Source organism: Neolewinella persica DSM 23188 (genome assembly GCF_000373105.1).
GTDB classification, from domain to species: domain Bacteria; phylum Bacteroidota; class Bacteroidia; order Chitinophagales; family Saprospiraceae; genus Neolewinella; species Neolewinella persica.
Genome location: NZ_KB890416.1, coordinates 120,497 through 140,911, shown reverse-complemented (window position 1 = coordinate 140,911; position 20,415 = coordinate 120,497). Strand labels below are relative to the sequence as shown.

Annotated in this window: 16 protein-coding genes; 4 read left to right on the top strand and 12 right to left on the bottom strand. The window is 48.4% G+C overall.

From position 1 onward, the window contains the following. Positions 1-34 precede the first annotated feature (34 nt). The gene (locus B036_RS0104195; protein ID WP_020567438.1) at positions 35-727 is read left to right on the top strand and encodes a DUF2461 domain-containing protein; all 693 of its coding nucleotides are present in this window, start codon (positions 35-37) and stop codon (positions 725-727) included. A gap of 159 nt (positions 728-886) precedes the next feature. On the opposite strand, the gene def is transcribed toward B036_RS0104195, so the two are convergent. The 6 genes from def to B036_RS0104165 form a co-directional block, all read right to left on the bottom strand. After that, positions 887-1,441 carry a peptide deformylase gene (def, locus tag B036_RS0104190; protein ID WP_020567437.1) on the bottom strand — a complete coding sequence of 185 codons (555 nt, stop codon included), beginning with the start codon at positions 1,439-1,441 and terminating at the stop codon, positions 887-889. Between the two features lie 31 nt (positions 1,442-1,472). Further along, entirely contained in the window at positions 1,473-1,823 is a 351-nt protein-coding gene (locus B036_RS0104185; RefSeq protein WP_245557439.1) for a RuvX/YqgF family protein, read from the bottom strand. Between the two features lie 267 nt (positions 1,824-2,090). Beyond that, positions 2,091-5,549: an efflux RND transporter permease subunit gene (locus B036_RS0104180; RefSeq protein ID WP_020567435.1), complete on the bottom strand. Its 3,459-nt coding sequence runs from the start codon at positions 5,547-5,549 to the stop codon at positions 2,091-2,093. A gap of 123 nt (positions 5,550-5,672) precedes the next feature. Continuing rightward, positions 5,673-6,848, bottom strand: a complete 1,176-nt coding sequence (locus B036_RS0104175; RefSeq protein ID WP_026231680.1) for an efflux RND transporter periplasmic adaptor subunit — start codon at positions 6,846-6,848, stop codon at positions 5,673-5,675. Between the two features lie 204 nt (positions 6,849-7,052). Next, complete coding sequence (locus B036_RS28000; protein WP_020567433.1) at positions 7,053-8,402, bottom strand: TolC family protein; 1,350 nt, start codon at positions 8,400-8,402, stop codon at positions 7,053-7,055. A gap of 100 nt (positions 8,403-8,502) precedes the next feature. Next, positions 8,503-9,129: a TetR/AcrR family transcriptional regulator gene (locus B036_RS0104165; protein WP_264758363.1), complete on the bottom strand. Its 627-nt coding sequence runs from the start codon at positions 9,127-9,129 to the stop codon at positions 8,503-8,505. A 426-nt stretch (positions 9,130-9,555) separates the two neighbouring features. On the opposite strand from B036_RS0104165, the gene B036_RS0104160 reads away from it, so the two are divergent. Continuing rightward, positions 9,556-11,037: a TlpA family protein disulfide reductase gene (locus tag B036_RS0104160; protein WP_020567431.1), complete on the top strand. Its 1,482-nt coding sequence runs from the start codon at positions 9,556-9,558 to the stop codon at positions 11,035-11,037. A 49-nt stretch (positions 11,038-11,086) separates the two neighbouring features. On the opposite strand, the gene B036_RS27995 is transcribed toward B036_RS0104160, so the two are convergent. Continuing rightward, positions 11,087-11,872 carry a DUF1206 domain-containing protein gene (locus tag B036_RS27995; protein WP_020567430.1) on the bottom strand — a complete coding sequence of 262 codons (786 nt, stop codon included), beginning with the start codon at positions 11,870-11,872 and terminating at the stop codon, positions 11,087-11,089. Positions 11,873-12,004: 132 nt separating this feature from the next. Between B036_RS27995 and B036_RS0104150 the strand changes: the two genes are divergently transcribed. Further along, positions 12,005-12,967 carry an ion channel gene (locus B036_RS0104150; RefSeq protein ID WP_020567429.1) on the top strand — a complete coding sequence of 321 codons (963 nt, stop codon included), beginning with the start codon at positions 12,005-12,007 and terminating at the stop codon, positions 12,965-12,967. A 53-nt stretch (positions 12,968-13,020) separates the two neighbouring features. On the opposite strand, the gene B036_RS31615 is transcribed toward B036_RS0104150, so the two are convergent. The 5 genes from B036_RS31615 to B036_RS0104125 all read right to left on the bottom strand — a co-directional run bounded on the left by B036_RS31615 (position 13,021) and on the right by B036_RS0104125 (position 18,125). Then, complete coding sequence (locus B036_RS31615) at positions 13,021-13,689, bottom strand: GLPGLI family protein (protein WP_020567428.1); 669 nt, start codon at positions 13,687-13,689, stop codon at positions 13,021-13,023. 119 nt (positions 13,690-13,808) lie between these two features. Continuing rightward, positions 13,809-16,496, bottom strand: coding sequence for a peptidase associated/transthyretin-like domain-containing protein (locus B036_RS0104140; RefSeq protein WP_020567427.1), 2,688 nt, complete (start codon positions 16,494-16,496; stop codon positions 13,809-13,811). A 154-nt stretch (positions 16,497-16,650) separates the two neighbouring features. Continuing rightward, the gene (locus B036_RS0104135; RefSeq protein ID WP_020567426.1) at positions 16,651-16,917 is read right to left on the bottom strand and encodes a hypothetical protein; all 267 of its coding nucleotides are present in this window, start codon (positions 16,915-16,917) and stop codon (positions 16,651-16,653) included. Positions 16,918-17,173: 256 nt separating this feature from the next. Further along, the gene (locus B036_RS0104130; RefSeq protein ID WP_020567425.1) at positions 17,174-17,641 is read right to left on the bottom strand and encodes a hypothetical protein; all 468 of its coding nucleotides are present in this window, start codon (positions 17,639-17,641) and stop codon (positions 17,174-17,176) included. A 28-nt stretch (positions 17,642-17,669) separates the two neighbouring features. Next, positions 17,670-18,125 (bottom strand): hypothetical protein, encoded by a 456-nt coding sequence (locus tag B036_RS0104125; protein ID WP_026231677.1) that lies wholly within the window; start codon positions 18,123-18,125, stop codon positions 17,670-17,672. Between the two features lie 564 nt (positions 18,126-18,689). Between B036_RS0104125 and B036_RS0104115 the strand changes: the two genes are divergently transcribed. Beyond that, positions 18,690-20,180 (top strand): hypothetical protein, encoded by a 1,491-nt coding sequence (locus B036_RS0104115; protein WP_020567422.1) that lies wholly within the window; start codon positions 18,690-18,692, stop codon positions 20,178-20,180. The last annotated feature ends 235 nt before the right edge of the window (positions 20,181-20,415 follow it).

Sequence of the window (20,415 nt, the reverse complement as noted above, 5' to 3'; positions counted from 1 at the left end):
ACTAATAGTCCAATAAGACCAATAGACTATCCCAATGGCAATAATCAAAAAATCCACGCTAACCTTCCTTAACCAACTGGCGAAGAACAACGACCGGGAGTGGTTCAATGAAAACAAAGCCGCTTATGAGGCTGGCCGTGAAAACGTTGCCGAATTCGCCCAGGCGCTAATGGATCGCCTGATGGAAACCGACGTTCTGTCCACCGAAAACGGTAAAAAGTCCATGTTTCGCATCTACCGCGACGTCCGCTTTGGCAAAAACAAGGACCCATACAAGACGAACTTTGCCGGGCAGTTCGTCCGTGATGGTAAGTTGCGGCGCGGCGGCTATTACTACAACGTCTCACCAATTGGTGACTGGCGAAGTTTTATCGGCGGCGGCTTTTATGGCATGGAGAAGCACGACTTGAAACGAATGCGCGAAGAGTTGGCCGTAGATGCTTCCGACCTTCGGGAGATCATTGCTGACAAAGACTTTGTCCGCATTTTCGGAGAGCTGCAGGGCGAGCAGTTAAAAACCGCTCCACAGGGCTACCCAAAAGATCATCCAAACATTGATCTGCTGCGCTACAAGCAATTCTATGCTGGCAGGGACTTTACGGACAAGGAAGTGCTGTCAAAAGATTTCCTGGACATGGCCCACGAGGCAACGCTTACCCTCCGCCCGTTTTTTGATTATTTCACTGATGTGCTTACTACTAATGCTAATGGGGAGTTGGTCGTATAGTGCGTTCGTCAGCTACTGAGTTGGCGAGTCAATGAGTCACTGAGTTGCTCCGCTGTTACCACTCATTTCGCTCCGCTCATTCGCCTGAAGTGAGTAAGCGCAGCGCCGCGAATGGTGCTTGCGGCAGCAACTCGGCGACTCGCCAACTCAGTGACCCAGCTACTTGACGAATTTCATCCGGTACTTGTGGTTAATCTCTCCTTTTTTAATCTTCTCCAGCTTCCGTTTCACCATCCGTTTTTTCAACGGTTTAAGCAACTCGGTGAACAGGATACCTTCAATGTGGTCGTATTCGTGTTGAATGACCCGGGCATTCATTCCTGAAAAGGTTTCGGTGTGCTCAGCGAATTCTTCATCCTGCCAGCGTATGGTTATCTGTTCAGGCCGTTCAACGTCTCCGGAGACATCCGGAATACTGAGACAGCCTTCTGAGTAGGAACAATCTTCACCGGTTTCTTCGAGGATTTGGGCGTTGATGAAGACCTTACGAATACCAAGGTGCTCCTGCCCTTCTTCAAGCATGGGTCCGCTGTCTACTACAAACAGCCGGATAGCACGGCCGATCTGAGGTGCTGCCAGGCCAACGCCATTAGCATTTTCCATGGTTTCCCACATGTCAGCAATAAGTTGTTCAAGTCCTTCGTAGTCAGAAGAAATCTCAACCCCCAATTTTTTCAGGACGGGTTGACCATAGGCATAAATAGGAAGTATCATGAGCTGATTGTTTTAGGGCCGCAAAATAGATTTATCGTTGGGATTCCATAAAGTCCTGTAGGATTATTGTTGCAGCAATTTTATCCACTCTTTCTTTTTGTCTACGCTTCATTTTAGGTACTCCGGCCTCAATCATGGACTGCATGGCCCTTTTGGACGTATAGAACTCGTCCTGGCGATGTAGCTTTATTTCGGGGTACAGTTTGGCGAATTTGCGCTCAAAGCCTACGACCTGAGCATTGATCTTATTGGGTGTCCCATCCTTATGGAAGCTTTCACCAATGACGAGATCACCAACCGGTTCACGGGAGAGATAATCCTGCAGCCAGTCCATTAGCTGCCACGTAGGCACAGTAGCGAGCCCCGTGGCAATAATGCGCAACGGGTCACTGGCAGCGATTCCACATTTTTTGGAACCGTAATCGATAGAGATTATACGTGTGATGGCCTGGAGTCTATTTTAAAAAATTGCAACATTAAATAGTAAAAATGGTTTTCTTCTTTACTTTTTCAAGGGTTCATGGTTTCTTCTAAAGAACGTAAAATTACTGCTATTAATCAAGATGCGGGGCGTTCGAATATTCGAACGCCCCGACAAAGTGGTCATTTAGTTGTAGAACGCTATTGAATTCATGTTAAAAAAGCAGCTCTAGCCTTCCGACAGTGGCGCCTCGTAATCTACGTCTTCCACCTCTCCGCCACTAAGCTTTCGGTAGATTCGCTTGATGCTACGACGCGTTTTATAGATCAACCACATCATTACCGGCACGACTACCAGGGTAAGGAAGGTAGCAAAGACGAGGCCGTAGATTACGGTAAGTGCCATTGGACCCCAGATCGCCGTATTGTCTCCGCCAAGGAAGTACTTGCCATCCCAGGTGGCGATGAAGCTGAAGAAATCGAAATTAAATCCGATAGCCAGTGGAATGAGGCCGAGAACCGTGGTAATTGCAGTTAGCAATACCGGCCGTAGACGCGTAGATCCACCTTCGATGATGCTTTCGCGGATATCGGAGAGTTCAAGGTCGGATATCTTCTCAAGGCCTAATCGGTCAACCTTATCCTTCATCAGCAGCGTCGTATAATCAATTAATACGATGGCATTGTTCACCACGACCCCAGCAAGGGAGATGATACCAACCCCCGTGAAGACTACCGAGAAAGTACCGCCGAAGAAGAAATATCCGAGTAGTACACCAATGGTAGACAGTACCACCGAAGTGAGGATAATGAACGGAGAAGAAAGGCTGTTGAACTGCGCCACGATGATAATGAAGATCAGGAACAACGCAAATACAAAGGCACCGAGGAGGAAACCAACGTCTTCCTGCTGTTGCTGCTGTTCTCCCGTAAACTCATAGGTAAAACCGCGGGGCAAATCATAGCCTTGCATCACCTGATCAATCTGCGGAACAATTTCGTTTCCGGTGTACCCATCGAGGACGTTGGAACTGATGGTGATCACCCGATCCAGGTCTTTACGCTTAATGGACGAGTAGGTAGAAGTATATTCCACATTAGCAACGGTACTGATGGGCACCTGGGTGATTCGGCCAGTGGCCGGATCACGGAAAGTGATCCGTTGGTTCAGCAGGCTTTCAATCTGGTTTCTGTCTTTTTCGTTAAGGCGCAGGAAGATGGGGTATTCATCTTCTCCCAACTTGTATTTGCTGATTTCCTTACCGTAGACGGAAGTCCGTAGAGCGCTAGCGATCTGAAAGGTAGATAAACCGTAACGGCGAGCCGATTCGCGGTCAATCTTGACAAGCAATTCCGGAACGCCAAGTTTCACATCGGCCGAAAGTTCCTCAATACCGGGGATTCCCTGAGCGTTGATGTAGTTGATTACTTCATCACCGAGAGGAATGAGCCGGTCCAGGTCTTCACCGGAAATCTCCAGGTTGATTGGTTTCCCCGTGGCAGGACCATCGGCATTCTTATCAACGGATACTTTTACACCGGGGACGCCTTTTACCGTTTGGCGAATTTCGTCCATCACCTTGGTTGTGCTTACACCTCCACGATCACGGAATGGAACGAAGCTCACCGTGATACGGGCTTTGTTTGGGGTAAAACCTGGCTCGGGTGGCGCATTAGGGTCGGAAGTATTTTCACCAATTTGGGTAAGTACTGACTCCACAATGTCTTCGTAGGGCGTCAACATCTCCATGATGCTTTGCTCCAGTTCCTTGGTCGCCGCGTCCGTAGCGGCAATGTCTGACCCAAGCGGTAATTCAACGAAGGCGTTGACGTAGAGCGGATCAGCACTCGGGAAGAACTCTATTGCCGGGGGGCTGATCGCCGTTAGGATAAAGGAAAGGAATAACAAGCCAATGGTACCTACCATTATCGACTTACCCCACCGGAGTGAGAAACTGATGGTACCCCGGTACCTCCGTTCGAGCCAGGGTAGCACCCGATCCTGAAAGAAAAAGGAAGCCGGACGTAGTAAGAAGAAATAAACCAGCGTAATGATGGTAGAAATGACCATCAGGTTGAAGAACCACGTGACACCGCCAAGCAGACCAATCAGGACGCCAAGAACCATCATCACCGCTGCCGTTATCAACGTAGTTCGCATCCTGCGGCCGCGCCCCTTCTTTGTTGCCGCCCGCTCGTCAACCTTCATGAAGGTCTTTGCCAAAACGGGGTTAATGACCAAAGCAACGATCAAAGAAGAAGACAGTACCAACATCAGCGTGATCGGGAAGTACTTCATAAATTCTCCGACAATGCCCGGCCAAACCGCCAGCGGGCTGAAAGCCGCCAGCGTAGTTGCCGTTGAGGCAATAATCGGCCAGGCAACTTCACCGGCACCGTACTTCGCCGCATTTCCGGATTTTTCGCCGTTCTGCATATACCGGTAGACATTCTCCACGATCACAATGCCATTGTCTACCAACAGGCCGAGGGCCAAAATCAGGGCAAAAAGTACTACGATATTGAGCGTTACCCCCGACAACCAGATCCACAAAATGCCCATCAGCATCGACAACGGGATGGCGATACCAACAAACAATGCATTCCGTAAGCCCAGGAAGAAGAGCAGTACCAGCACTACCAGAATTACACCAGAAATGATGCTATTCTCCAGGTTATCTACCTGATCGCGGGTGTTATAGGATTGATCGTTAAAAAAGCTGATTTGCAGATCAGTAGGCAGCCCCTTACGGACTTCAGCTACCGTAGCCTGCACACCATCAGCCGTAGTCAGCAGGTTTTCACCAGACTTTTTGATCACGTCCAGACTAATAACCGGCAGGGCATCTGCCCGGGCGATGGATTTGGGCTCTTCGTAGCCGAATTTAGTGGTTGCGATGTCACGCAGGTACACTAATCGCTGTTTTTCATTCTTGATGATGGTTCTCGACAACTCTTCAGCATCCTCATATTCTCCCACCACGCGGATGGCCCTGCGCATACCGTTGTTCTTGATCTCACCGCCGGAGAGCGTCAGGTTTTCGCTACCTACGGCATTTTCGATGTCCGCAAAGCTGATCTGAAGGCTTTCCATCTTCTTGACGTCGACGGCAATTTCGATTTCGCGCTCCTGAATTCCTTTTAGGTTGACTTCACTGACGCCATCGACTTCTTCCAGCTCGTCCTCCATTAATTCCGCATAGCGGCGGAGTTCTTCGGGTGGAAAATCACCACTCATGTTGACGGTCACAATCGGCAACTGGCTAAGGTTGATTTCCAGCACGGTCGGCTCAACGTCGAGGTCGCTGGGCAGTTCAGGCTTAGCCTTGTCTACCGCATCCTTAGTCCGCCGAACGGCATCATCAAAGTCTTCATCGGAGTTGAACTCGACGGTAATGACCGAAAAGTCCTGTACACTCGTGGAGCGGATGACCTTGAGGCCATCGACGCCCTGGAGCTCTTTTTCGAGTGGGCGGGTAACGAGGTTCTCGATGTCGGCCGCAGAGTTTCCAAAGTAAGGTGTATTGATGTACACCTGTGGGAACTCCACCTCGGGAAACTGCTCCTTCGGTACCTGATCATAAGCATATAAGCCGAAGATCAGGATCATGACGGTGAGCAGAAAGACACTGGTCGAGTTGTCTACCGCGAGGTTGGTTAGAGAGAAGGTTCTTTTATTCTGTTCCACTTTTTATAGTCTTGTAGTCTGGTCGTCCGGTAGGCTACCGCACGTGATAGACGTGAAAGTATTGGAGTATTGGTAGTATTTTCTGGCGGGTCTGCATGACTACCAGAGAACATGACTACCAGACTACTGGATAGGGTTCTGGCTAAGGCTGATTTTCTGCCCATCCGTCAGGCCGCGGGAGCCTGCCGTGATGATGCGGTCTCCGACCTTCAGGCCTGATTCAATGATGGCTTTATTGTTGTAACTGGCACCAGTTTCAACATAAGCTTTTTTGGCTACGGTACCCTTTTCCACTTCATCAACGGCCAGGAAAACGAACCGGCGGCCATCAATTTCCTGCTGAATCTGATCCTGGCTTACAACAATCAGGTCGTCACCGGAGAAATCAAGGACTTCCACCTCGGCCAATAGGTTGGCTTTCAGTTGGGAGAGGTACTTGCCGGGCACATCGATTTCCACTTCAAAAGTCCGGTTAGCCGGGTCCACCGTTTTACCGATCCGGCTTATTGGCGCTTCAAATTCGAGGTTGAGGGCGGGTACTTTGACCTTCACCTTCTGACGAAGTTTGACCTTGGACAGCAGGTCTTCGGAGGCGTCAGCGACTACGTCCAGGTCATTGGTACTCAGGATGGACAGGATCGGTGCGCCGGGGGAGGCATTTTCTCCCTGCCGCATCATTACCTGATCAACCGTTCCGGACAAAGGCGCGTAAACGTTTCGCTTACTGGTCTGTACGTCAATCGACTCCAGTTGCTTCTGGATACGTTCGTAGCTGTTTTTTGCCTGGAGATACTGAATTTCGGAGCCGATGTTCTGGTCCCACAGTCGTTTCTGACGTTCGAATACCGTCTCTGCCAGTTCAGCGGCTTTTTCAAGCTCTGCACGTTGGGTAGTGATGTTTTCCACATCAAGGACGGCCACCAGTGCGCCTTTGCGAATATTATCGCCGACCTCATACTTCATACTGAGGATACGACCGGGCAGCTGCGGCGTGGCCATAGCCGTTTCCGCCGCACGGATGGTTGCCTGAACTTCAGCGTAGTTTTCAAAAGAGCTGATTTTAACCGGTTCGTAAGCCACGAGCGTACCTTTTGGCGCCAGACTGGGGTCTTTCGCAAAGATGTCCTTTTCCAGCGTTTCAACTTGCTGGGTCAGGGTGCGAAGCTCGGCCTTTTTGGTCTTGAGGTACTCCTTCTTTCCTTCGAGGTCATCAGGAACGACGTCGGCATCAGTGGCGGGGCCGCAGGATGCAAGGAAAGTCAGGAGGAGCAGGGGGAGGAGGTAGAGTAATGTTTTCATTTGGAGGGGTGGGGAGCCCTGACTTAGATCGATGCTGTGCATTTCTCTTCGCCCGGGGTTAAAAGGATTCGATCCCTCCGGGATCAAATCATAAAGTGGCGATCCCGGAGGGATCAAATCGTTGTGGCCCCGGATGGAATGAGATGCACAGCATCGAATGGAATCCGGGAAGGAGGCGCGAAGCGCCGAAATGGAGTGACAAGGTTAATTACGGCCCAGAGCAAGGAAGAGATCTTCCTTAGCCACCAGTGTTTCGTACAGTGCGTTGAGGTAATTGGCCTGAGATTCGTACAACGCCTGTTCTGCCTGTACAATTTCGATACTGGAGCCTACGCCTTCGCGGTACTTCACCTGGGTAACATCGTAGATGCGTTGGGCCAGGTCGAGGTTACTTTTGGTTACCGCCAGGCGATCGTTATTTGCCGTGAAAGTGGCACGGGCATTCAGTACTTCGAGTTGAACGCTACGTTGAGCGTCGTTCCGTTGGTTGATGACCTTCTGCGTGGCCAGTTTCGCGCGCTCTACCCGGGCCTTCCGTCCGCCAAAGTCATAGATGGGGACACTTGCACTCAGGCCAAGGACGACGGTTGGTGCCCAGAAGCCATCAGAGAAGCTGTTGCCCTGAAACTGGTATTGGCCGGAAACCGTAGCGTAAACCGTTGGCAGGTAAGCGGACTTTTGGAGTTCCTCGTTAAGCCCCTGCAGCTCTATGGTCTTATCCAGCAAGCGGATTTCAGGACGCTGTTGAAACGGGATATCGGAGGTTAGGGCCGCAACTTCGATGCTTGTTTCCAGCTTATCCAGGTCGTCCTCTACCCGCAATGGTTCGTCCATCGGGTAGTTCAGGGTGAATTTCAACGCCCGTAGCGCATTCTCCGCCTGGCTGCCTACCTGGTCCCGTTGGCTGCGCAGGTTGTTCAGGCTGAGCACGAGGCGATCTACATCCAGTTGTTCCACGAATCCGGCCTCGTACTGTGCGTTGGTTTCGTTGAGGAGCTTTTCCAGGTTGGAGATGTTGCGATCCAGAATAACCACGTTGGTTTTAAGCAACAGGACGGGGAAGTAGGCCCGGGTTACCTGGCTGCGTACGGTCCGTTGGGTATTTTCCAATTGCAGGTTGTAGTATTCGCCGCTGGAGCGCGCTGCGCGCAACCCTACGAAGAAACTACCGTCAAAGAGCATGCTTCGGGCAGCGATCCCGGCCGTAAGGCTATTCTTCAGCTGGAAGGCGATGCTCGTGGGCGCGTCAGGATCTCCCATGGCAAAGGCTTCCGGCAACGGCAACACCGGTACTTTGAGAAAGTGGTTGAAGTCAACCGAGCCGTTGATTTGCGGCAAGCCCGTACTCAGGCGCTCTTTTACGTTCTGCTCCGCGTCGAGGATATCGACCTGGGCGTTACGGATAGCATTGCTGTTGCTCATGGCGTAGTCCACGGCCGTCTTAAGGCTAAATACGGGCGGAGCTTCTTCCTGAGCTGTAAGCCGTAAACTGCCGGTGGCCAAAACCGCCAGGAGAGCGGCGAGGCACAACAAGCGTTGGTAAATTGAATTCATTTCGGTCAATAATTGTGGTAGTGCGGGGTATTGGGGGGCTGAGGTTTCTCACCCGAAAAACTCTATGAGTTCATTAATGGATGGAAATGAGGGAAAAGTTTTATTCGAGTGCTTCCTTATTCAGGTATTTATCCAGCCGTTCCCGACCAAATTGATTTACGATCCCATGAAAATGGTAGCGACTGAGCTGGCTGATGATGTCCGAAATCGGGCGTTCCCGGGCTGGAAAAACGTTGGTATCGATTACCGACATCATCATCGAGCTGTAAAAGCGGGCAATCACCAGAGGATCGAGATCGTCCCGGTAAATACCTTCTTCGAGCCCACGTTCCAGATTGGCCGCCAGGGATTTGCTGAATTCCAGGTGGTGGTTTTGAACCAGGCCCTTCCAGATCACGGGGTAGTATTTTTTCAGATCCCGGAGCGTAGCCGGAGACATCGCCCGCATCTGGCGGATGAAATAACGGCTGTTCCGCAGGAACTCGTCCATTGCATCAACTGCCTCTTCCCGGTTTTTAGCCAGGGTCCGCATATCTTCCTGGTACTCGTCCTCCATTACAAGTTGAATGAGTTCTTCCTTATTGGAGACTTCTACGTAGATCGTCTTCTTGGACACCCCCATCTCTCGGGCGATGTCGTCCATGCTGATGCTTTTAATCCCGAGGCGCATGAACATGTCATGCGATGTACGGATCAGTTGTTGCCTGGTGGTTACTGCTTTATTCACGGTGAGAAGAACGGCGGAAACTTTAGATGGTTCAATAGTTTCCAATGTTTCTTCCGTTTCTGAAAAATTAGCAGCTTATTACCCAAATTGTAATGTTAGAGTCAGTGAATAGTGCTCGTTTGCACCTTACAACACCTAAAGTTACGCCTTAAAGTTTTAAATAAAAAAATAACCTACATAAAATTTAATTTTCCGGAAGCGATGCCCCTTCCCTACCCTAGAAAGGTCCAGACACGCCCGGCGGCCTTCGCCTCTCCGGCTTTACCGATGCCGGGTAGCGGTACTATTGGGAAAGAGAAGAAGAGTCTTTGACATCTTTTTACAAAGTTGGACCAGCCCTCCTCCCCTTGCTCCTTTCCTCCCTTAACATGGCACCCGCGACCCCGCCCAAAACGTTATCTTTGAGTACCCGTTAATACAACTTTTATGAAACACCTAAGCCTCCTTTTACTGCTGCCCTTCCTTTGGGGTTGCGAAACATCCGACACCCTTCCTCCACCTGAATTCTCCATCCGCGACTCACTGAAAACGGCCATCATCACCATAGAAGTCCCGGGTTTCGATGACGCAACGGATCCCAACACGGTCACTGCCTACTGGAGCGTTGAGCATAGCCAAGACCGAGAAAACCATCAACTTTTCCTTGACGCCTCCGGCCGCACATCATTTGAAGTCGTCCAGAACATCATTCGAAACTATAACCTAATTTACGGAGATAGTTTCCTTGAATTTCTCGTCCGACCCTGCGAAGATTTAACCCTACACCTTGTGCGTGACACAACTGGCGGTTACCAACTACGCGCGCCCGATGCGCCCTTTACCGACCAGGCCATCGAAATCGTAACTGCACTGGCGCCACCAGACTGGCCCACCCGGGATTCCTTGTCAAAGGGCATTATGGGCCTTGATGCCTTAATTGCCTTCAACCAAGACATTGCGGAGCAACGCAGGCGCCGGCTCGCAGACCTTTGGGCTACCGGAAAGTATACGGACCCTGCACTACTGGAATATGCCAATACGTATATTAAACATCAGATTCGGACTGATTTGAATTTTTCGATGATAGAGGGGGATGAATCGTTCAGTGCAGACAGTCTCAAAAGGAAATATCTAATGGTGAACGCCGCGAAGCCTTTTCCTGAACCTACCATCATCACCAATGACATGATCAGTGATCTGCATTATGAGCATATGGCCGTTACCAGCTTTGCCTATAATCCCGTCAAACATTTACCAAAGGAAGAGAGAAAAGCCCTTTACTACGCAGCATCCCGAAAGCTAATTGACAGCCTCTACGAAGGCTATCTCCACGACCTTTTTCTAACCAGAATTTACGATTTACAGTTACTTGTTGAAAAGCCAGCACCCACCCTCGTTGAAGACGCCAAAAGTTTCGTTCGCACTACTCCTTACCCTAGCCTTAGCGGGCCCATCAGAGAAAAACTTAGTATCCTTTCCGGAGAAATAGAGCCCGTTAACCTTTATGAACAACAACTCCCGAGTATTCCAGAAGGGATGGACAACCCCATACCGGACATCCTTGCTGCGCACGCAGGCAAGGTCATCGTGCTCGACTTCTGGGCGACCTGGTGCTCGCCCTGTATCGATGAAATGAAAAACGATTACCCCGGCTTCATCAAGAAGTATGACCCGGAACAACTTGTCGTAGTATTTTTGGCCCGAAGCAGTGCCGAAAACATTTGGCAGGATCAGCTTAGCAAGTTGGAGTTTTCGGCAGTCCATCTGCGGACCAACAAAGAGCAGACCACAGTATTGAATAAGCTTTTCGGCATCAGCGGAATCCCGCATCACGCTATTTTTGACCAACAAGGCAAATTGGTCAAGGCAAAAACTGGCGGGCCAGGGTACGGGCTGGCGGATGAGGTGGATAAGCTGTTGGGCTTGTAGTTTTTGGCGCGGCCGCGGGATGCAAGGGAGCTTATTGAGAGCAGTAACATCATACCCTCTCATACCTTGCCCGGACCAACATAAAAAAACCATAAGCCAGCATCCCCACCCCGGTAACAGCTAACAGCGCAGAGCCCAAATCTCCCCCTTGCAGGGTACCCAGCGCCTCTCCGATGCCGCGAAACTGGCTGGCGTCTGAAAGTGTGGCGGCCCGAAAAAGAAAGTAGGCGATGATGCCGTAAACAACGCATCTGGCCGTCAGGCCGATACGGCCCGTAGTACGAAAAGAGTCTTCTTGTTCCTGGCTGATTTGCTGCTTATTGATCCCATCCATATGCTTGTCCGTAAATGCCCGGTACAATTGATAAGCCCCAACTCCGACGACAACGGCTGCCACGATGCCAACCAGTTCCTGCCCGTAGGGTTGCTCCAGCAACAGCCCCACCATATCCTTTTTACCACCACTATTTCCACCACTTCCGTTCAGGCTCTTGAAGGCGTAGACCGCCAACAATCCGTAAGTCGTACCACTAACCGCCCAGCCAATGCGTTTGACTATCCCCTTGGTATCATTCTCCGCTGATGCTGGATCGCCGATCGCAGTGTACCAACGCCAAACAGCGTAAGACGCTAAGCCGACTCCTACTAAAATGGTAAATGCCTGCCCAAAGGGGTTATTCCCCAGCCAATCAATAATGGCCTTAGGACCGTTCGTGTTCCGAGCTGCGCCCACTACGGTTGCCACCGCAAAACCACCAATCAATAAATACAATAACCCCTTGGTGACGTACCCTGCCTTAAATAATCGGTTCTTGGTGGTATTGGAAAATTGCATCACGAAGTCTTTTATTCATACAACCAGCCTTCGGCTACTGGTTGTTCGTAAATTGGGAGGGTTTATGTATTGTAGGCAAAGACATCCATTCCTAATTTTAAACCCAAGTCAACCCCAACGGTTAACTCACTAATGAACCTAAAGCATATTCGTGAACGCATCACCGGTACGCCGGACGCCGATACGGCGACCGACTTCGGCCTGGGGAGCAAGGTGGCCCGCAGCCCCGGTACCCGGCTGATCAACAACGATGGATCCTTCAACGTCGTAAGGCGAGGCCGGTCCATTTTCGCTCCTTACCAGAACCTGGTGGAAATGGGTTGGGGGCGGTTCCTGCTCATCACGTTGGCCTCCTACATAATGATCAACATTGTCTTTGCCGCAGGATTTCTGATCATTGGCACGGATTCGCTCTCCAATATTTCGCAGTACGATCCTTTCTGGTACCGGATGCTGGGGGCTTTCTTCTTCAGCGTCCAGACGTTTACGACCGTAGGTTACGGCAGCCTGGCGCCCATGGGCATCGCGGCTAATGCCCTGGCAGCCTTCGTCGCCCTGTTCGGCTGGATCGCGCTCGCCATTGTTACCGGTTTATTCTACGCGCGCTTCGCGCGCCCACAACGGCTGATCCTGTTCTCCGAAAAAGCCATCGTGGCCCCGTATGGAGAAGATGAGCAGGTGAGCAGTATTCAATTCAGGATTGCCAACAAACGGGACAATAACCTGATCAACGTCAGTGCCCGCGTCATCCTTACCTGGCTGGAGGGTGACCGGCGGCGCTTCGCGCCGCTGGAACTGGAGCGGGACAACGTCCCGCTTTTCCCCCTGAACTGGACGGTCGTGCATCCCATTACTGAGCAAAGTCCTATCTACGGCTGGAGCCAGAAAGACTATTGCCGTCGCCGGTCAGAGCTTCTGATCATGATCAATGGCTACGACGAGACTTTTGCTCAGTCCGTTCACATCAATAATTCCTACATCCACGACGAAATTGCCTGGAACGTAAAGTTCGAGCCGATGTACTTCGAACGGGAGATGACGACGGAGTTACACCTAGACCGGATCCATCATTTTAGTTCGGTGGAGGAGGAGTAGGCGCCATATCGGGGTTGATTGGCGCCTACTTTCCATCAATAAAAACGCGGGTATTATTCGTTACTCCCCAATGCTTTACGAATGTTACTCCGTTTAGCGGATTCTTTAGTGGGATCCTTTTTATCAATCCAGACACCGTCGGTCGGGCGCAATTCGGCAACGTCCTTGTATTCAATGCGATCAAAGATATATTTTGATTTAAAGTCTTTTTCAAGGCGAGCCTCCAGAATAAGCCCGGGTAGGCCAAACAACCGGTGGGGACCATAAGGTAAAGGTATTTCGGTAGTGAACCAGACAGTAGCCTTGCCCCACGCTACATTTTTATCCATACCGGTGGCCTTTTGTACCCGGTATTTGCCAATGGTTTTAAACTCATCATGGATTTCCCATTCATAAGGAGTCTCCTGGTAATCCCAGAGCACGTATTTCTTCTTCTTAGCGTCCTTCATGCGTTCTACTACTTCCATACTCTCCATGTTAAGGTACCATGACTGATCCCGAGCCTTGTAGGTTACGTCATACCCTTCATCGGAGACCGCTTTAAGTTTTGGATTTTTTTCAATGTACAGGCATTCCGAACCATCGAACTTCAAAATTTCGGTACGTTCTGCATCCCAGGAGCTGTAGACTTTTTTGTAGATAATTTCTCCACTCTGCTGAGCATTTAAAGCAGAAGAAAAAACGAGAAATAATAGGGCTGCGAATTGGGTTAACAATTTCATGACTAATAGATTTAGAGGTTGATTACCTCCCATGATTAAGAAGTGGAAGGCAAGTGAACAAAAAGGTTAAGGAAGCCCCTGCTGGTCGAGGAATCAGACCGGGGCCAATGGCCAGGCACTTAGTTAAGGTCGAACGTTAGTCCGGCCTTCAAATAGCGGCCAAAAATGTTTCGATTGTCGTTGAAAAAGAAGCCCGAAGAGGTACCTTGGGTGGCGATTGAGCCGGCGTCAAAGAGATTATTGACCAGCAGATTTACCCGACATTTTTTCAACTTAAAAGATAGATCGGCATCGACCAGGAACAGTTCCGATTGTTGTTGCCCTGCAAAGCTGGCGTATCGCCAGTTTACCGAAGCCACAATTTTTCGTTTATTGAAGTAGTGGATTTGACGAAAAGCTGTATTCCAAATTACCTGCCGGTTTATTGCGGGACTAATCTCACTGAAATACCGTGCACCTACTCTTTTAAAATCCAGGCGAAAGTTGTGGGGCATATTTTTAAAAGTGGTTGTAGCCTTCAGGTTGGTTAAGCCGACCCGCGTTTCAACCCGAAAGATATCCTCTTCGCCAGGCGATCGGTTTTCATCCTGATTAGCGATATAGCTTTGCTCCAACCTTAACTGGATTGGAAAATCGTTGAATACTTTGGCCACCTTTAGGAGGCCTACTGCATACCTTGAAGTGAGTTGATCGTAGGTTTCCGTCAATAAAGGGAATGATGCGGTGTTAAAGCCTGACCCGTTGCGGGCCTGCCCTGCGATACCCGACAGCTCTACACCGATGCCCAAATCATCGAGGGCCCAGCTGTTGGCGGAGAACTGCAGCACCTGTTCAATACGGGGGCGTAATTCGTTTACTCCAGGTTGACCGATCGTTTGAAAACCGATCAAATCCTGCCCTAACAATAATTGTGCCATTGAGAACCGGGAGGTCTGTCGGGAATAGTTAAGGTTCAGGCTTTGCTCATCCCCCAGATCGACGTTCGCTTGTGTATTGATTTCAAAAAGGCCAGTGCTTGCAGAAGTCCCTTCGATTAACGTTGGGTAACGGTTAAAGCTGTAACCAAACTTATTGCTTAAGCTAAATTGCCCAAAATTGGACGTAAGTTGAATGAAGGGGAAGGCTTGCTGGTACCTAAGCGTAGTCAAGTTGCTTATAAAGGGGCTATCTTCTAAGAACTCGCCCTCGTAAAGAAATTGTTTTTCTCCTTCTAATTGATCCTGAAGTAATCTCAGCCCAGTCTTTACTTGTTGGCCTGCCATCAAAAATTGGTAAAATCCATTCGCGATAGTCCGGCTACCTATCACCGGGATTCTTTGTTCCACCACAAAATCATTCGTTTCAGGTATTCCAAAAATTGTTCCGTCCCGTACCCCCTCCGATTGAAGTGTACGATCCTGTTGGACAGTAAAGCGATTGTAAAATGCGTCTAATTGAAACCCAGATTGCTCGCCCGTCTTCCGCTCCAAAAGAAAATTGTGATAGATAGAGTTTTCCTGATCAGCAGATCTGAAGCTTTGCGTACCGATAGTCCCACTCAATGCATTCAGTATATTAGTAGACTCCGTAAAGACCGCATTGAAATTATAGGTAGCTTTTAAGCCTGGGCGATCCAGTTTGAGTTCCGCTTTATTCTTAGAGCCCGCGATACGGTTACCACTTTGCTCATTAAAAACAAACGTGTCCCCTCCAACGATCTCCGTTTGGCTTGCATCACGTGAAGAAGATACGTCGTCCAGGTAATTGTAAGAGCCAAGGTATAAATCAAGATCAGGAGACAAGCTGACTTTTGCGGACAAGCCTACGGAACCTAATTCAAATGCATCAGCTTCTTTAAAGCCGTATAACTCCGATTGGTATTCCGGGTTTTCCCTCACCCGGCTAAAATCCGCAGGGACATCAAAAATAGCAGCATAAGCCTCCTTTCCAATATTCTTAATTCTTGACAGTGATATGGTTTGATCACCAAACCGGTCATATTCAGTAACCAGGTGTAATTTCACTTTCTCGTTCAGGGAAAAGATATTGGCGACTCCTCCGGGGCTGAGTTCAGCATTTTCTTCGTAACCAATGGTGGGCGATAGCCGACCAAAAAGGGAAGTAGAAAAATCATCTTTCAACTTAATGTCCAGAACTACGAGATCTGCATTACTCAACAACGACTCCCGAATCCGTGCATCCTTTTCCTTGAATCTGACTTCTACACTTTTTACTCTTTCGTGGCTAAGGCCCCGGGTAAGTAACCCTGCTCCTCCGTCCGTAATTTCTTCTCCATTGACCAACACCTTTCCTACAGCTTTACCCTTAACTTTTATCCCACCATTTGACAGAATTTCGAATCCCGGAATTTTGCTGAGTACTTCTTCTAAAGTCTGATCAGTTTCATCACTAAAAGAGGCTACGTGATAAATCGTAGTATCTTCCTTCACAACGATCGGCGGCATTTTCGCCACTACCCGAACGGAGTCAATTGTAAATTGCTGAATAGCAAGACTCAAATCCACTTTTATTCTTTTTGTATTATCGTTTGCTACAACGATCTCGCGCTCTACATTCCGGTGGGCAAGGCTATTGGTTCTAAGCACATACACCTGTTTCCCCATCGGTAACTGAAGCTGATACTTACCCGCTTCGGAAGTATAAGTATGCGCAATAACTTTATTCGAAGGGTAGCTGTATAAAACTACCTGGACAAAGGCCTCTCCTTTCTTGGTTTCCTCTCCTGAAACCGTTCCATATACGGACAACTGTGCATTGCACCAGTACCCGGTAAGCAGTAAAAAGACAAGCAGGAATAGCCTTTTCATTTTAATTATTTTTAATTGAATTTATTCGTAGAGGTATCTTATTCTATCTCAGACGGAGCACCTCAATAGGATTCTTTAATGAAGTATTTGATTATGGGTGGTGCCAAAAATGGCACCACCCAAATCATTCGTGCAGGGGCGACTTGCCTGTTTCCTACTCCTGGTCGTCTGCAGGCGCTTGCTCTTGATCAAGACCACTGAGCTCGCTACACTTACAGAACCAACAGGAAAGCGTTGTTCCGTCAGGACGCTCAATTTTGCAGTGGAGTGCTTCCGGGTCTCCATCTATATCGCCAGTCACAATGGTGGTGACAATTTTCGAAGTCTCATCTCCCGGGCCACCGTTAGCATATACCGGCGTAACGGCGAAAGTGAACATGAGGAGTCCGGCGGCAAAAAGTGTACTAAAAATGCGCTTCATGATAAAATATTTAAAATGGTTAAAAAATCCCTTTCGGGTTAAATGATTATTCTTGATTGGGGATTACCCATAGTTCTTGACTGGTGGTTTACATTAGGCTCTACTATAAGGAAGGCCAATTGTAAAATTTCAAAAAATCAGTACGTTAGAAATGACCTTCCCTTTTAGCTACCGTAAAGATGCGTGTGGGGCATTAACTATTAAGAGACATTTTCACGAGGAATCTTACCCGCAGATTTCACCCTTACATCAATAGTCAACCCACTACACCTGTCGCACTTCCTGCTTGCAAGCGGTGCCTACCTGTGTGCCTCGAATCCTTTTGTGGGCTTCCAACCCGCCCGGAAACTGTGCAAAAACCAGCCTCGTCCAGCATTGGATAAGAACCTTTCCTGAGGTGATATTCCCCTCGCTTCCATCCCAGAGCTTTGACGACCAGGGGTGATAAAGACAAGTTTGTTGGCGCAGTAAAAAAATCATTAAAGAAATACCTTGACTGCGGCTCCATAAAGATCGAAGACCTGATAAAATGAATCAACAGGCGACCGGTCTGTAGGTCGGTACGGAGATAGGCCATTACCTTATTGGACCGATTGTCAGGAAGTATTTCCCCTTTGAGACTAATAGCATATTCGAGGCTACTTGAAACTTTCGATACCAGGTTCATTTCAACGAGAACACCGTTTTGGCAATTCTGTAGGAACAGGTTATAGGCATTATTCATGGCGTTGCTTATTTATTTGATTAGTGAGTCAGACCTTATTGGTAAGGGGCATGAGTATGGTGTAATAATTCTTGGTGAATTGGAGCGCGTATACTCCCTTCCGCAGAAGAAATTTCTTACCTCCATTTTTAGCGAAAAAGGAACTAACGTCTACCGGTTGACGGACCTCTATCTCGCAGCGAGCAAAATGATACTTTTCCCGTTCTGCACTTAACCTACCTCTTTCAATCAGCAGGACACAGTGATTAGGCTGCGGACGTAGCAACCAACCGTTGACGGTTTCCCCTTTACAAGCCTGGCGCTTACTTACGGAAACCTCACCGTACTTTTCTACCCGGCAAATTCCGTGAAATCGGCAGTCCTGACTTGGCATACCCAAGACAACGTCGGCCCGTTGTCCCCGCTGTACCGCCAAGTCCGTTATCGGCATCAGGCGTTCATAAGAGGAAAGCGGCGCGATATTGGTATAAATAGGCTGTGACATTTTTTTCGATGTTGTTAGCGAGGAGGTTGTTTGCTGTTGATGGTGTAAAGATGCAGGGAGGAAATGGCTGACAAAAGGACAATACTCAATTCATTCTTACCCGCAGATTTGATGAGATCCTCTGACTTAGAGTTCTGTATCAGTAATAATTATTTGAAAATACTCTTGCTCTTCAACTGACATTTGCTCATACTCAGCAGAAGTAGAAATGATGTTCAGGGAAAGCAAAATGGAAACGATCAGTGAAATCATGGTTTAAGTATTTATTGGTTTTACTGTTAGAATTATTTACACTGTAAAGTTGCCCCTCCTTCTACTTACCTACCATGACAGACATGCACTCTTTTTTACCCACAGAATTATGATTCCCACCGTAAGCAGCACGAAAAAGCCTAATAAAAACAGGCACTTACTACTCATTACAGGCAGAGAAGCCTTACCCCCAGCCCTATGGTTTACTCCAAATATCAGCGCCTAATTAATTGGCAGCAACGATTTATTTTGTCGGCATCAAAAACTAAAAGACCATCTTTTTATTTATCTATCAAGCCTATTACATGAATCATGAAACACCTATTAGAATTAGTTGGCGTCCTCAACCGCAACAAAACCAAGTCCATCTCCATCATCGGCAGTGGACAGCAAACGAAGCTTGATCGTTTCTACTATTTGTTGACTGAAAATAAAAACCTTACCGATGACGAGGCATTCCCGCTACTTTATGATGATGAGGGTCAGCGCAATGCTTACTATAAACTTAAGCATCAACTCAGAGAGCGTCTTTTTAATACCGCCTTTTTTGTCGATGTTAAACAGGCCAAGTTCAGCAGCAGAAAAAAGGCCTTTCTGGAATGCCAATCACTCCTCTGCCTGGCCAACAACCTCAATGCATTGAGGGCATATTCTAACATGGCTGCCGTATGCAAAAAAGTCCTCACCATAAGTGAAAAATTCGAGTTTACTGCTGAGCACCTGAATGCTGCGACTAAGCTATTAAACTACTATAGTATCAGAGGAAAGATTAAGGAATCGGCCCAAATGATCGATCTTATTCAACGATTAACGTCCCTCTTCCTTAAAGAAACGCACGCAACGGCTTCATGGGCAAAAATCACCTTGAAATACGTAACTGATCGCTCTCCAAAATTAGAAATATCAGAGGAGGCAAGGAAGTACGTAAAAGAGATTGACAACATAGAATGTGACTCTAGCTCTCAACGCTTAGACTATCTGACTACGTCTATGAAAATGTCGGTTCACATGGCTTTGGGAGAATACACACATGCAGTCTCCATCATTAAACCAGTGTTAGAAAAGTTTGCTGAATATAAATTCATTGATGCTTCTTACTTCCACGGCCTGGCCATTAATTTAATAGCTTGCTATATCCCTCTAAAGTACTATCAGGAGGGAGAGGAGACACTATTAAAGATTTATAACCAGGTCGAATCAGAGTCATTCAACTGGTTCAAAGCAAGAGAACTGCATTTCATCCTCCTGCTACACACCAAGCGCTACGCGCAAGCCAGCGATCTCCACAAGAACACTACTACCCGAAAAAAATACAAGAAACTCCCTGGTTATCTTCAGGAAATCTGGATCATCTACGGTGCCTACCTCCGTATTTTAGCCAACGCAGGCAGGATTGAACTGACCCCTGAAAAGAAAGCCAATCCTTTTCGCATTACCCGCTACCTGAACAGCCTTCCAACCTTTTCAAAAGACAAACGTGGGCAGAACGTCCCCGTTCTCATTTCCCAGATCTCCTTGCTGCTACAGCAGCAGAAACTTGATGAAGTGGATGATCGTTTTGAGGCCGTCGGTAAATACCGTAGCCGCTACGCGGGGGTAGAGAAAAATTTCCGTGGCAACGTCTTTCTGCACATGCTCCAGCTAATCGTAAAAAATAATTTTGATCGGTCGAGAATTGAAAAGCGAACGGCTGAACTACGCGCGTTGTTGGACACCGTCAAGATCGACATCACCAGCCAGGGCTACGACCAGGAGATTCTCCCCTACGAAGACCTTTGGGAGATTATTTTAGAGGCGCTGTGAAGTTTTAGAAGGTATTAGTGAGGAATAAATACATCGTTCTAGGCCGTAAGCGATAGGACTGGGTATAGCGCTGGTAGATGGAGATATTACGCTCTTCAATAGTTCTGACGTTTAGGATGTTTCGAATACCTCCTCCTACGCTGAGTTCTTGCTTGGTAAAATCATGGTTAATCACTGAAGAACGGTACCGAGAACCCTCGATACCGCTCCACAGACTCAGAACTGCCATTTCAAT

Coding starts and splice junctions, on each gene's coding strand:
- B036_RS0104115 (WP_020567422.1), top strand. CDS start 18,690: ATGAAACACCTATTAGAATTAGTTGGCGTCCTCAACCGCAACAAAACC.
- B036_RS0104140 (WP_020567427.1), bottom strand. CDS start 16,496: ATGAAAAGGCTATTCCTGCTTGTCTTTTTACTGCTTACCGGGTACTGG.
- B036_RS0104130 (WP_020567425.1), bottom strand. CDS start 17,641: ATGAATAATGCCTATAACCTGTTCCTACAGAATTGCCAAAACGGTGTT.
- B036_RS0104195 (WP_020567438.1), top strand. CDS start 35: ATGGCAATAATCAAAAAATCCACGCTAACCTTCCTTAACCAACTGGCG.
- B036_RS0104150 (WP_020567429.1), top strand. CDS start 12,005: ATGAACCTAAAGCATATTCGTGAACGCATCACCGGTACGCCGGACGCC.
- B036_RS31615 (WP_020567428.1), bottom strand. CDS start 13,689: ATGAAATTGTTAACCCAATTCGCAGCCCTATTATTTCTCGTTTTTTCT.
- B036_RS0104135 (WP_020567426.1), bottom strand. CDS start 16,917: ATGAAGCGCATTTTTAGTACACTTTTTGCCGCCGGACTCCTCATGTTC.
- B036_RS28000 (WP_020567433.1), bottom strand. CDS start 8,402: ATGAATTCAATTTACCAACGCTTGTTGTGCCTCGCCGCTCTCCTGGCG.
- B036_RS0104125 (WP_026231677.1), bottom strand. CDS start 18,125: ATGTCACAGCCTATTTATACCAATATCGCGCCGCTTTCCTCTTATGAA.
- def (WP_020567437.1), bottom strand. CDS start 1,441: ATGATACTTCCTATTTATGCCTATGGTCAACCCGTCCTGAAAAAATTG.
- B036_RS27995 (WP_020567430.1), bottom strand. CDS start 11,872: ATGCAATTTTCCAATACCACCAAGAACCGATTATTTAAGGCAGGGTAC.
- B036_RS0104175 (WP_026231680.1), bottom strand. CDS start 6,848: ATGAAAACATTACTCTACCTCCTCCCCCTGCTCCTCCTGACTTTCCTT.
- B036_RS0104160 (WP_020567431.1), top strand. CDS start 9,556: ATGAAACACCTAAGCCTCCTTTTACTGCTGCCCTTCCTTTGGGGTTGC.